Raw genomic sequence first — 12,759 nt, forward strand, 5'->3', positions numbered from 1 at the left:
GTGGCTCAATTAGTCTCACAGTAATTAGTTCGGATATGGTGATTCTTAGAATCTTCCCATTAGTTCGGATATGTGTAAATAATTCTGCATGGCTACTTATTGGCTTGGGTATCGCTCTTGATTGGGGTGATCACAAGAATGTCAAGAAAATTTTCACTTCTCTGATATACCCCGCAAAGATAGAATAAGTATCACAAGAAGATAAGCAATCTATTTCTCAATGGCAGTACCAGATTATCAAAGTCTCATGTTACCTCTGCTCAAGTATGCAGGAACTCATAATGGCGAGGTAACTACAAGTGAGGCAGTTGAGGTTTTAGCGCAAGAATTAAATTTATCAGAGGAAGACCTGAGAGAAATGCTGCCTAGTGGTACTCAGTCCACCTTTGGTAACCGAGTCGGTTGGGCTGCAACGCATATTAAAAAAGCTGGACTTCTAGAACCTACTCGCAGAGGGTACTACCAAATCACAACAAGAGGACGTGAACTTCTCGCCAAGCAGCCCAAGGTCTTAAATGTCAAATTCCTTGAAAAATATCCTGAATTTCTTGAATTTAAGAAATTAAAAGGCACAAGGACGAGAAATGGCAAAGGCAATACTGAAAACAAATCAATACCTGACATCTCGGTTGCTACTCCCTCCGAAGCTTTAGAAGCCGCCTATGAAAATCTTCGGGATGAATTAGCAGATGAGTTACTTGCCAAACTCAAGACAACCTCACCCGCATTTTTTGAGCGCGTAGTCGTCGAACTCTTGGTGAAAATGGGTTATGGCGGCTCTCGCACTGACGCTGGAAGAGCGATCGGGAAAAGTGGAGATGGCGGTATCGACGGCATTATCAAAGAGGATAAGCTTGGTCTTGACGTTGTTTATATTCAGGCAAAGCGCTGGGGTAGCACGTCTGTAGGTAGACCTGACGTAATGCAATTTGCTGGCGCACTGCAAGCCCAGAGAGCTAATAAGGGGATTTTTATCACTACATCCCGATTTACGGAAGAGGCAAGAAATTATGTATCTCAAATTGGCAGCAAAATTGTCTTGATTGATGGTGAGCAGTTAACCAGTTTAATGATCGAAAACGACGTTGGCGTTTCAACGATATCCCTCTATCCAGTTAAGAAGATAGACAGCGATTACTTTGATGAAAGCATCTAATCTCAAAAAGTGCCGCGCTACTTGCATCGCACAAAGCGCTGTATTGGGAGAAGATACAATGTAAATCTATCGTCTTGTTGATGGCAAATATTAATAGGCTAAGCTCATGACACAGACATTATTAGTTGAGCAACATTTATCCGACCTGTACGATCGTGACTTTAATTTGTGGCTTGTCATGACCGTAGAATTACTACGCCAAGGCAGGCTTGCGGAATTGGATGTGGCGAATCTATTAGAAGAGATTGAGACGATGGGTCGGAGTGAAAAATCAGCGCTAAAAAGCAACTTAGTTGTGGTTTTGTGGCATTTATTAAAGTGGAAATATCAACCAGAAAAGCGCTCAACCAGTTGGGAATTAACCATTGCCGAACATCGCCGTCGTCTCCGTGATGCCTTTGAGGACAGCCCTAGCCTTAAGCGATATTTTCATCAATATTTTGAGCAATGCTATCAAGACGCAAGGAGACAAGCCAAAATTGAAACACAATTGGCGATCGCCACATTTCCTGAAACTTCACCTTTTACCCCTGAACAATCCCTAGATCAAGATTTCTTGCCATAGACAAAAAAGAGAATGGCAGCGCTCCCGCGCTGCCATTCTCTTTAAACCTTAGCCACCACTTGCTCGACAACTGCATTTCTTGCCCATTTGTCAGCTTCGAGAATATCCTCAAGCTCTGGCTTAGACACACAATTGTGTCGATCGCAAACATGTTTAATCAAATCGGCAATCTGCACATAACGAATCCGCTCTTGCAGAAATAGTTCTACCACCTGCTCATTAGCAGCATTCAACACCGCAGGCATTGTGCCACCTGCGCGACCTGCGGCATAGGCGAGATCCATACAGGGATATTTCTGGTGGTCGGGTTCGCGGAAGGTGAGTGTGCCACATTTGACCAGATCGAGGCGCTCCCATTGGGTAGGGATGCGATCGGGATAGGAGAGGGAATAGAGCAGAGGTAAACGCATATCAGGAATACCAAGTTGCGCTAATACGGAAGTATCCTCTAGTTCGATCAGGGAATGAATAATACTTTGGGGATGAATCACAATCTCGATCTTGTCGTAATCGACACCAAAGAGATAATGCGCTTCGATGACTTCTAATCCTTTGTTCATCAAAGTTGCTGAGTCAATCGTGATTTTGCGACCCATTGCCCAGTTTGGATGCTTGAGGGCATCAGCAACAGTGACGGATGCTAGCTCCTCGGTGGGGCGATCGCGAAATGCACCACCCGAAGCCGTGAGAATAATCCGCCGCAGTCCACCTTCAGGTACTCCTTGCAAGCATTGGAAAATTGCCGAATGTTCGGAGTCCGCAGGCAATAGTTTTACACCATGTTTTTTGACCAATGGCACGACTACCTCGCCCCCTGCAATCAATGTCTCCTTATTGGCAAGGGCTATGTTTTTACCCGCCTTAATTGCCGCTATCGTCGGTAATAGTCCTGCACAACCCACGATTCCCGTTATCACTGCCTCAGAGTCTCCATAGGCTGCCACGGTTTCTACCCCTTCGGCTCCTGCTAGCAAAATTGGCTTCACGGCTAAATCTGCGATCGCATCCTTGAGTTCACTTAACCTAGACTCATTGGCAATTGCCACAATTTCGGGCTGAAACTGACGAATCTGTTGAGCGAATAGATCAATATTTCCTCCTGCGGTCATCCCCACTACTTGAAACTTTTCAGGGTATTCCGCCACGATGTCTAATGTTTGTGTGCCAATCGAGCCAGTGGAGCCAAGCAGGGTGATGCGTTTCATAGGAAATTTCTTATTAACATTTGTTATTTAATTATTTAAAGTCTTGCATAGTTTTTTGAGCGATCGCTTTAAAATCTGCAAAAAGGTGGGGCGGTGCTAAGCACCGCCCCACCTTTTTATAGCTATAGCCAAGCAAGTTAAGACCAAAACTCAAAATAGAGTAGCGCCGCAACTCTATTTTGGGTTTAACCTCGATCACAGCCTCAAATATTAATTTGTTTTAAGTTATCTCACAATCTGAGCATTGAATGTAAACCTCTACGATAAACTTGGTTTTAAACATCCCGTGCCTATTTTTTATTTTGAATAGGTACATATATTGATTGGAGCAATAGCAATATGTCGCATGCAGTCAAAATTTATGACACCTGTATCGGCTGCACACAATGCGTGCGTGCCTGTCCTTGTGATGTTTTGGAAATGGTTCCTTGGGATGGATGCAAAGCGGGTCAAATCGCTTCTTCTCCACGTACCGAGGACTGCATTGGTTGCAAACGTTGCGAAACTGCTTGCCCCACTGACTTCCTAAGCGTCCGTGTCTACTTGGGAGCTGAAACCTCCCGCAGCATGGGTCTTACCTACTAATTTCATAATATTTTTATTAAGCTTAGTTAGTAAGATTCTGGTTTATTTTTCATTAAGTGCAATTATTCTTTATCCTGCATTTAAATTTAGGCGCACCAATTGGCACGCCTAAATTGTTTTTAAAAAGCAAAAGGCACGCATAGCGTGCCTTTTGCTTTAATAGAGACGGCGCTACGCGCCGTCTCTATATGAATATATTTTTTATGCTTGATATTTTTGATCGCATTCCTGACGGTTTACTAGAACTCGACTCGACTCAACTTTGGCAATTACTTGAGCGCCCCACATTGATTCACCTCGAAGGTGAACGCCAACCACCCTTATTTGTTTCGATTTTGTTACATGGCAATGAAACCACAAGCTGGCTAGCCATGCGCGAGTTATTACACAAATATCAGCATCAAAAACTACCGCGATCGCTATCGTTATTTATCGGGAATATTGAGGGGGCAAGATATCGTCAAAGGCATTTAGTAAACCAGCCCGATTACAATCGCATTTGGCAAATGAGCGATTGCCCATTGCCAGAGCAAATTATGGCGCAAAAGGTAATTGCGGAGATGCGATCGCAAGGTGTATTTGCCAGTATCGACATTCACAACAATACGGGTAGAAATCCGCACTATGGCTGTATTACGCGCTTAGATAAACATTCTCGTCATTTGGCACGACTATTCGATAAAAATGTGGTGTATTACACCAATCCCAAAACCGTGCAGTCCTACGCCTTTGGTGAATTTTGTCCTGCGATTGTTTTGGAATGTGGACAGCCTGACAAAGCTGATGGCACGGCACACGCTTTGGAATATGTGGAGACTTGTCTCAATCTTGATAGCTTTGATAGTTTGCCCGACGGTGCGATCGCGGATATTGACCTGTTTCACACGGTGGCGATCGTCAAAGTACCTGAAGAGATTAACTTTAGTTTTACGGGTACTCCTAATGATGACATTACTTTTCCTGACGAGATGGATTGCTTGAATTTTTGCGAGTTACCAGTGGGCGCAAAATTTGGCAAAGCCAAAACGGAGCAAGCTCGCTTAATCGCTGTTAGTGAAGATGGGCAGGAAAATTGCGATCGCTATTTCCAGATTGTCGATGGCGAAATTATCCTCAAAACTGCCGTGATGCCATCAATGCTGACCCTCAACACCGACATCGTGCGCCAAGATTGTCTTTGTTACCTCATGGAAAGACTGACGGTTGAGCAAAAAAGATAAAGTATAAGTACCTTGCCACTATGGAGGTGACAGTATGACAGTTGCAGCACCAGTTAAAGTAATCTCTCCTGCAGAATATCTAAACTTGGAGGTCAAATCCACAAACCGCCATGAATATCGTCAAGGAGAAATTATTGAGATGACAGGCGGCACTCCTACCCATAATGAAATTATTGGCGCACTCACAGTAATTCTGAGGGTATCTCTGAAAGGTAAACCCTTACAGGTCTTTGTGACCGATCAAAGACTATTTATTCCCGATCGCCAAGCCTATACGTACCCCGATGTGATGGTTGTATCGCGCCCAATCGCCTTGCAAGAAGGACGCAAAGACACCGTAACAGAGCCAATCTTGATTGTGGAAGTGCTATCAAATTCCACCAAAAACTATGATCGCGGCGAAAAGTTTGCTGATTATCGCAGTATTCCCTCCTTTCAAGAATATTTACTGATTGACCAAACTAAGCCCCATGTTGAGCATTATCTGAAACAGGGGGCTAATCAATGGTTATTAAGGGAATATTCACAGTTAGAAAATCGACTTGAACTAACATCATTGGGTATTGAGATTAGCCTGTCAGAAATTTACGAAAATGTAGAGTTCTAACGTCCAAAGGGAAACTTAAAGGGCAAAGGCTTAACTAGTGACAACTCATCAATCATCTGTTGATGCAAATGACCATTAGTTGCTAACAACCTTCCTGAGTTGGGAATATGGGCGCTGCCATCGTAAGCCGTCACCATACCGCCCGCCTCGCGCACAATCACCACACCCGCCGCTAAGTCCCACAGCGACAGACCTCTTTCCCAATAACCATCTAAACGTCCACAAGCAACATAGGCTAAGTCCATCGCCGCCGATCCACCACGTCTTACGCCTTGGGTGAGATGGGTGAAATGGCAAAATTCAGCGTAATTGTTATCTTCAACAAGGGTGCGATCGTAGGCAAAACCAGTGACTAAGAGACTGCGGCTGAGTTCTGAGGTGTTAGAAACATGAATTGGCAAACGATTACGGGTTGCGCCCAAACCTGTGGCGGCTCGGAAAATCTCATCACGAAATGGGTCATAAATTGCCCCAACGGATGGCACTCCATCAATTAATAAAGCAATCGAAACCGAAGAAAAAGGATATTGGTGCGCGTAATTAGTTGTGCCATCAAGGGGATCAATTGCCCATAAATATCGGCTTTCGGTATTGCCTAATACCCCTGATTCTTCCGCCAAAATTCCATGATCAGGAAAATGACGCTGCAAAATTGATAACACCATGGCTTCCGATTGTTTATCGGCAATCGTCACCAAATCTCCAGGGCGTTTTTCTTCAATTTCCTGCAAATTTCCCCAGTAAGATTTTAAAATCGCTCCCCCCGCACAGGCAGCCTCAGTAGCAACATCTAAGCAGGTTTGTAGTAGCTCTTTACTAACAGAAGCCGAATTAGTCATATATTCCCAAATTTTATAGATCCTGTTTGTCAAGTTAGAACTTGACCCTCAAGACTGTCAAGCAAAATATGTACTGTGACGGCACAAATTACCGCCGCTCATTTCTTGGGTTTTACATCTTAAGCAAAACTTTAATTTCTATACAAAGATGGGTCAGTGCCTAGCACTGCCCCATCTTTGTAAGTTTTTTAAATATACTTTTGCAAAATCACTTTCAGTCGTTCACGGCTTTCCGTGGAAATCTGGCTCAAATCTGTGAGGATAGAAGTCTTTAGCGCATGGTGTGCTTCAGATTTAGGCGGATTTGCCGCAATCTTGGCAACTGCATTTTGAATTACCTGTTGGGCATTCACCGCGTTTTTATGTAAATTTTGAATGATCATATCGACAGTGACACTTTCATGATCATCATGCCAACAATCATAGTCAGTAACTAAAGCAATCGTGGCATAGGCAATTTCAGCTTCACGGGCGAGCTTTGCTTCAGTGAGATTAGTCATGCCAATCACCTTTGCCCCCCAACTGCGATATAGCACCGATTCGGCTTTAGTCGAAAAAGCTGGCCCCTCCATACATAGATAAATACCGCCTTTATGGACTTTATTACGACCAAGGTCAATCCCTTCAGCCGCCGCGGCAACAACCGATAGCAAAGACTTACAAATTGGCTCGCCAAAGGCAACGTGAGCAACTACCCCTTGACCAAAAAATGTCGAGGTGCGGCTCGTAGTGCGATCGATGAATTGATCGGGCAACACAATATCAAGGGGACGCGCATATTCCTGCAAAGAGCCAACTGCTGATGCAGAAATAATATATTCCACACCAAGACTCTTGAGCGCATAGATATTGGCACGATAGGGAACTTCCGAAGGCAATAGGTGATGTGAGCGACCATGCCTTGCGAGAAATAACACAGGAGTTCCTGATAACTTGCCATAGATAAAGGCATCGGAGGTTTTGCCAAAGGGAGTATCGATATTAACTTCTTGAATATCAGTCAGGGCAGACATTTTGTAGAGTCCACTGCCACCGATGATGCCAATTTGTGCATTAACTGTCATAGATTTGTAAATTATGCAAATTGTGATTAGAGACTGGGAGTCGGAATATCCGTAAATATAGCTGTCTTCAAGTGTATTAAGTAGCTAAACATAATTAAAACCCAAAATCGTGAGTCGCTCGCTTCGCGGGCGACTCACGATTTTGGGTTTTAAGCAGTTGCTCCGACCTGTGCATCTGGCAGTAAAGACTGCAACTGCTCGGTAGTAGCGTGATAAACCTCGCTGCAAAAATGACAAGTTGCTTCAGCGCCATTTCCCTCAGCAATCATTGACTCTAGCTCTTCCTTACCAAACATCCTCATGGCGGCTAACATGCGTTCAAAACTACAAGGGCAATGGAATTTGACATCTTTAGTCATTGGCAAAATATCTAAATTCATATCCGCAAATAACTCCGTCATTACCGCTTCGATTTCTTTGCCTTCAAGCAAGAGATCGGTAAGTTGTTGAGGATTATTTTTAGTTTCTAGTTGCGCCAATAGCTCCTCTTGCGATCGATTTTTAGCTTTGGCAGCCCGCAATGTTGCCTTAGGCATAATCTGCATTAAAATTCCTGCGGCAACCTTCACAGGCGACTGACTATCATTTTGATCGATTACTTCCGTTAGGATTAGCTTAGAAAAAGTTTGCTCCGAAGAAGCCAAATACCAAGCAACATCGTTGGCAATATCTCCTGTAATTAACTCAACGGTACTGCTATAGGGATCACCATAGCCAACATCACGCATTACTTTTAAGAGTCCTGTTTGACCGATACCCTGACTCACATTTTGCTGCCCATTCGCTAAGGGAGCTAAATCGTAATGGGCATTAGATACAAAGCCGCGTACCGTTCCATCAAAGCCAGCATCCGCATAAACAAGCCCAAGACCACTATCATCTCCTGCGGCCCTAACATTAACTCTTGCTTGGGCTTGTTTCATATTTGAGGCAAGCAATAGACTGGCGCTCATGGTACGTCCGAGGGCTGCTGTGGCTAAGGGCGAGAGCTTGTGCCGACGATGAGCTTCGGCAAGAGATTGGGCAATATTTACCCCAATGACACGAACTCGACCATCAGCGGTGAGAGCGCGAACTAAGCGATCAGTCATGAAATTTTCCTAACTTAATAAATAAGAAGCTAAATGTAAGAATAAACGTAAAACTCAATGCCCTATAGGGCAGTCCAAGTATTAACTGATTTAACATCTATGTTAGCTTGATGTTAGCTTGAGTTTGCGTATGCAAAGATTGAGCGTAAGCATACAGATCAGGCTTTAGGATAGAAAAATAGCCACCTTTGTGGATGATGTGAATGATTTGCTATGACCATAATTCCTCCTCCTTCTCAACCCAGTCGTCCAAACACATCTGTGGGAATCGTCAATAGCAATAATGTCAATTGCCAGAATATTAAGGGGTTTAAAATTCCGTTAAGTCTGTTGATTATTGTCCCTTTTTTGGTAAGCACTTTTGGCATTGTGGGGCTAATTGGCTGGCTATCTTTTCGGAATGGTCATGATGCCGTGACTCAACTCGCGGGGCAACTTCGCAGCAAGGTGACCGAGCAGGTCAAAAATCGCCTGCATTCATATTTAGAACTGCCCTATATCCTCAATGATCTCAATGCCAACAGTATTGATGTCGAGAATATGGATGCGGAACAGGGAAGCAAAATCCAGAATCACTTTTCCAAGCAGTTACGCAGCTTTTCACAGATTAATAATATCTATGTGGCAAATACTTCAGGACAGTATTTTGGGGTAAGACGCATCCATCAAAATTTAGCGTTAGAGAGTTTATCTTCAACTTACATGGCTGATACTAAGGGCAATCCACAGATGCTTCTATTGCCTAGGGGAGGATTTAATCTTGTTGAGCGACCTTGGTATCAGGAATTAGTAAAAGCTAAAAAAAACACATGGTATGAAATTTACACTGATTTAATCACCGAGGAAATGGCAATCACGGCGATTAAGACAATATATGAACCCACGGGGGAAATTCGAGGGGTGTTAGGGGTGTCGATGTTGTTGGGGGATATTAATCTATTTTTGCAAAACACTAAAGCTAGTGAACGTGGTCAGACTTTTATCATTGACCCATCAGGTAAGCTAGTGGCGACTTCTAGTTTTGACTTAATCAGAAATATCGCTATTTCTTGGAAAACTAAGCCTGAGCCGATTTTGGCAATTAACAGTCTAGATCCTTTAACAAGGGTAGCGGCGGCAAGTCTTGCGAGTGACTTTAAGCTCTCCAGTGTAAATTCTGATCAGATTCAACAGTCAAGTATTTATGTGGATGGAGAGAAATATTTTATTCAGGTGGGGAAACTCAATGATACCTATGGTCTGAATTGGCGAATTGTGGTGGTGGTTCCTGAATCTGAGTTTATGTCACAGATTTTCTTTAACACCCGATTTACGCTGGTATTGTGTGTGTTGGCATTGGGATTGACAACAGTTTGTGGGATTTTTGCCGCTCGGTGGATTAGCCGTCCGATTACGCAACTGAGCCTCGCCAGTCAATCGATTGCCAATGGGAATCTCGATCAAAAGGTGGAATATTCATGTTTGGTAAAGGAACTAGCAATATTGGCAACTTCTTTTAATCAGATGATTCGTCAAATGAAAAAAGATCACCTTCGTCAAGAGGAATATTCAGACCTATTGATGCAGAAGGTGGCGGAGCGAACGCAAGCTTTGCAACAGGAGATTTTGGAGCATGAAGTTACGGAAGCTGCCTTGAGGGCTTCGGAGGAAAAATTTGCGAAGGCTTTCCGCTCTAGCCCTGATGGAATGGCGTTACTATCGACGGAGACCCGCAAGCATATTGAGGTGAATGATAAGTGGAGCGAGATTACTGGCTATAGCCGCGAGGAGGCCATTGGTGCAAATCCCACAGAGTTAAATCTTTGGTTTGATTTGCAAGAACGCGATCGCATGTTGGAGATTTTAGAGCGCGAAAATCGGGTTGCGGATTTTGAAGCTACCTTTGTGTCTAAGAGTGGTAAGAAAATTATTGGTTTGGTTTCTTCGGAATGTATTGAATTTGGCGAAAGATCCTTTGCAATTTATGCCCTTAAAGATATTAGCGATCGCAAATCTATTGAAGAAAGTATTAAGGAAAGTGAAAAGAAATATCGTGACCTTGTGGAATCGGCAAACTGCATCATTTTACGCTGGGATGCCCAAGGGCATATTTGTTTTTTGAATGATTATGGCTTAAAGTTCTTTGGCTATCAATTAGAAGAGATCATCGGCACATATATATTAGATACGATTGTCTCTGTCCAAGATGTATCGGGGGAAGATCTACGGGGCATGATTGCAGATATATGTTGTGCGCCCGAAAAATATCAACTCAATGAGAATGAAAATATCTGTAAAGACGGTCGCAGGGTATGGGTAACTTGGTCAAACAAAGCAATTTATAACGATCAAGGTGAACTGATTGAAATTTTATCAGTGGGAACTGATATCACCGATCGCAAACGCGCTGAGAAGGAATTGCAGGCGGCTAAGGAAGTTGCGGATATGGCAAACCGTGCCAAGAGCGAATTTCTTGCCAACATGAGCCATGAATTACGCACGCCGCTCAATGGCATTCTTGGCTATGCCCAAATCCTCAAACGTAATTACGATCCTGATAAACACAAGGCAGGTTTAGAGATTATTCAACGCAGTGGTGAGCATTTGTTGACATTGCTTAATGATATTCTCGACCTTTCTAAAATTGAAGCTAAAAAATTGGAACTAAACCTCAGCGAGTTTGAGCTATCCAAATTGATGCAAAGCATTACGGATATGTTCCAATTGCAAGTTTCAACACAGGATGTGCAGTTGGTCTATCAGCAACTCAGTGACTTGCCAAGGGTGATGTATGGCGATGAAAAGCGGTTACGACAGGTATTAATCAATTTATTGGGCAATGCAGTGAAATTTACCGATCGTGGTACAGTTTCGCTGTCTGTGAGCGCTCAGCCCACGGGCAATGCCAATACTTATAAAGTATGTTTTGCGATCGCAGATACAGGTGTGGGAATTGCCCCCGATCGTTTGGAAGAGATCTTTTTGCCATTTCAACAGGTGGGCGATCGGGCGCGGCGCTATTCTGGCACAGGTTTGGGCTTACCAATTTGTCAAAAAATTGTCGAGATGATGGGCGGTAAGTTACAAGTTGAGAGTCAACTCAATGTTGGCAGTAAATTCTGGTTTGAAATTGAACTGGCGGAAGTTTCCCACTCTACCCCCAATCCCAAAATGGATAGCCGCACGATTACGGGTTATGTGGGTAAGCGGCGCAAAATCTTGATTGTGGATGACAAAGTTGAGAATCGGATGGTCTTGCAAGACTTGCTGAATCCCCTTGGTTTTATTTTGGCAGAAGCCGTTGATGGCGATGACTGCATTAGGCAAGCCCAGCAATTTCAGCCAGATCTGATCTTGCTTGATATGGTAATGCCCAATCTCGACGGGCATGAGACGACCAAGCAATTACGTCAATTGCCGATGTTCCAGAACACAGCAATTGTGATGGTTTCCGCCAGTGTCTTTAATCAAGATCGCAGTCTGAGTATGGCGGTGGGCTGTGATGACTTCATCGCGAAACCGATTGATCCTGATTCTTTGTTCTACACTTTGCGATCGCTATTACATTTGGAATGGCAACAGGAAGAATCAGGCCACAATTCTAACAATCAAAATAATCACTCGGAAATAAGTAACACTGCGATCACCCAACCCCTGATTTTTCCATCTGAGCCAACTATCGAGCAGCTATTAAAACTAGCGCGGATGGGTGATGTTTTGGCAATTCAGGATGAAGTGACGATACTTAAAGAGCATGACAGTAACTTGATTCCCTTTGCCAATCAAGTTCTCCATTATGCTCGTGATTTTCAAATCAAAAAGATTCGCGAGCTTTTGGAATCTCAAACCCTAAAAATTGCGATCGCGCCAAAAAAATAACTGAGCAAAAAAAAGTGGCGGCGCTTAGCGCCGCCACTTTTTTTATTTTCTAGGACATTGCTTGAATGATGTAATCAAAATAAGGCTCAGTGGTCGCAGCATCATCTTTGCTCAGCAATGCTAGAGACGCATTTTTGAGGCAACGAACAGCATCTGCCATACCCACCAAAGGCACACCCAGAGAGTTGTACATTTCACGGACACCAATGATGCCAATTTTTTCGATAGGATCTTTATCACCTGCCAATACGCCATAGGTGGTGAGGCGGATATACCATGTGAAATCTCTCAGACATTGATTGCGCTGTCTCTGACCATAGGCATTACCACCGGGGGCGATGTAGTCGGGATGGATTCTAAATAGTTCTTCGGTAGCCTTTTTGACGATTTTCTCTTCGCTTTCTGCCAAGATTGTCGCAATACGTACTCTTTGAGCACCAGTGGCGAGGAAGTTCTGCACGCCTTGCAACTCAGAAATGGTGGGATAACGCAGTTCTTCGTCGGCTCTTTCTAAAACTTGACTAACTACACTCATGATTAAAATAAAAAATTTAATATATTCGCCATCT

The 12,759-nt window shown here is 43.6% G+C and carries 12 protein-coding genes; 7 read left to right on the forward strand and 5 right to left on the reverse strand.

The window, feature by feature from the left end; all coding sequences use genetic code 11:
* The 3 genes from H6F41_RS18830 to H6F41_RS12500 form a co-directional block, all read left to right on the forward strand.
* Positions 1-188: hypothetical protein (locus H6F41_RS18830; protein WP_206754051.1), on the forward strand; the 188-nt coding region annotated here is incomplete at its 5' end.
* A gap of 32 nt (positions 189-220) precedes the next feature.
* Positions 221-1,156 carry a restriction endonuclease gene (locus tag H6F41_RS12495; RefSeq protein ID WP_190403809.1) on the forward strand — a complete coding sequence of 312 codons (936 nt, stop codon included), beginning with the start codon at positions 221-223 and terminating at the stop codon, positions 1,154-1,156.
* 106 nt (positions 1,157-1,262) lie between these two features.
* The gene (locus H6F41_RS12500; RefSeq protein ID WP_190403810.1) at positions 1,263-1,721 is read left to right on the forward strand and encodes a DUF29 domain-containing protein; all 459 of its coding nucleotides are present in this window, start codon (positions 1,263-1,265) and stop codon (positions 1,719-1,721) included.
* 41 nt (positions 1,722-1,762) lie between these two features.
* On the opposite strand, the gene H6F41_RS12505 is transcribed toward H6F41_RS12500, so the two are convergent.
* Positions 1,763-2,926 carry a 1-deoxy-D-xylulose-5-phosphate reductoisomerase gene (locus H6F41_RS12505; protein ID WP_190403811.1) on the reverse strand — a complete coding sequence of 388 codons (1,164 nt, stop codon included), beginning with the start codon at positions 2,924-2,926 and terminating at the stop codon, positions 1,763-1,765.
* 339 nt (positions 2,927-3,265) lie between these two features.
* Here H6F41_RS12505 and psaC point away from each other — a divergent pair, with 339 nt between their 5' ends.
* The 3 genes from psaC (at position 3,266) to H6F41_RS12520 (ending at position 5,338) form a co-directional block, all read left to right on the forward strand.
* Positions 3,266-3,511 (forward strand): photosystem I iron-sulfur center protein PsaC, encoded by a 246-nt coding sequence (gene psaC, locus H6F41_RS12510; RefSeq protein WP_190403812.1) that lies wholly within the window; start codon positions 3,266-3,268, stop codon positions 3,509-3,511.
* Positions 3,512-3,714: 203 nt separating this feature from the next.
* Positions 3,715-4,731, forward strand: a complete 1,017-nt coding sequence (locus H6F41_RS12515) for a M14 family metallopeptidase (RefSeq protein ID WP_190403813.1) — start codon at positions 3,715-3,717, stop codon at positions 4,729-4,731.
* A 34-nt stretch (positions 4,732-4,765) separates the two neighbouring features.
* Positions 4,766-5,338 (forward strand): Uma2 family endonuclease, encoded by a 573-nt coding sequence (locus H6F41_RS12520; protein ID WP_190403814.1) that lies wholly within the window; start codon positions 4,766-4,768, stop codon positions 5,336-5,338.
* On the opposite strand, the gene H6F41_RS12525 is transcribed toward H6F41_RS12520, so the two are convergent.
* The 3 genes from H6F41_RS12525 to hslO all read right to left on the reverse strand — a co-directional run bounded on the left by H6F41_RS12525 (position 5,335) and on the right by hslO (position 8,332).
* Positions 5,335-6,177: an inositol monophosphatase family protein gene (locus tag H6F41_RS12525; protein WP_190403815.1), complete on the reverse strand. Its 843-nt coding sequence runs from the start codon at positions 6,175-6,177 to the stop codon at positions 5,335-5,337. The two genes, H6F41_RS12520 and H6F41_RS12525, sit on opposite strands and share 4 nt — an antisense overlap.
* A gap of 188 nt (positions 6,178-6,365) precedes the next feature.
* The gene (locus tag H6F41_RS12530; RefSeq protein WP_190403816.1) at positions 6,366-7,241 is read right to left on the reverse strand and encodes an S-methyl-5'-thioadenosine phosphorylase; all 876 of its coding nucleotides are present in this window, start codon (positions 7,239-7,241) and stop codon (positions 6,366-6,368) included.
* Positions 7,242-7,390: 149 nt separating this feature from the next.
* Positions 7,391-8,332 (reverse strand): Hsp33 family molecular chaperone HslO, encoded by a 942-nt coding sequence (gene hslO / locus H6F41_RS12535; protein WP_190403817.1) that lies wholly within the window; start codon positions 8,330-8,332, stop codon positions 7,391-7,393.
* Between the two features lie 213 nt (positions 8,333-8,545).
* On the opposite strand from hslO, the gene H6F41_RS12540 reads away from it, so the two are divergent.
* The gene (locus H6F41_RS12540) at positions 8,546-12,190 is read left to right on the forward strand and encodes a PAS domain S-box protein (protein ID WP_190403818.1); all 3,645 of its coding nucleotides are present in this window, start codon (positions 8,546-8,548) and stop codon (positions 12,188-12,190) included.
* 49 nt (positions 12,191-12,239) lie between these two features.
* Here H6F41_RS12540 and apcD read toward each other — a convergent pair whose 3' ends face one another.
* Positions 12,240-12,725 (reverse strand): allophycocyanin subunit alpha-B, encoded by a 486-nt coding sequence (apcD, locus tag H6F41_RS12545; protein ID WP_190403853.1) that lies wholly within the window; start codon positions 12,723-12,725, stop codon positions 12,240-12,242.
* Between the last annotated feature and the right edge of the window lie 34 nt (positions 12,726-12,759).

It is taken from the genome of Pseudanabaena mucicola FACHB-723 (assembly GCF_014696385.1).
In the GTDB taxonomy this organism is placed as follows: Bacteria; Cyanobacteriota; Cyanobacteriia; order Pseudanabaenales; family Pseudanabaenaceae; genus Pseudanabaena.